The sequence below is a fragment of the Duganella qianjiadongensis genome, from assembly GCF_009857915.1.
GTDB classification, from domain to species: domain Bacteria; phylum Pseudomonadota; class Gammaproteobacteria; order Burkholderiales; family Burkholderiaceae_D; genus Rugamonas; species Rugamonas qianjiadongensis.
On record NZ_WWCM01000121.1, the window covers coordinates 1 to 225 of the forward strand.

Below are 225 nucleotides of genomic sequence, written 5' to 3' on the forward strand. Positions count from 1 at the left end.
GAGCCTTGAGCTCTTTGAAGGGTCGTTCGAGACCAGGACGTTGATAGGTCAGGTGTGGAAGTGCAGTAATGCATTAAGCTAACTGATACTAATTGCCCGTACGGCTTGTCCCTATAACCTTAGCAGGATATAGGTAAGAAGACCGTTAAACGTTGTTGAGACAACTTCATTACCCGCAGCACTCAGTGCTGATTACTTACCGATTCCAGATTCTGAGCAACGTTC

Annotated in this window: 1 rRNA gene; it reads left to right on the forward strand. The window is 46.2% G+C overall.

The features are described 5' to 3' along the window. Positions 1–113, forward strand: a 23S ribosomal RNA gene (locus tag GTP27_RS23555); the annotation flags it as partial. Positions 114–225 lie beyond the last annotated feature (112 nt).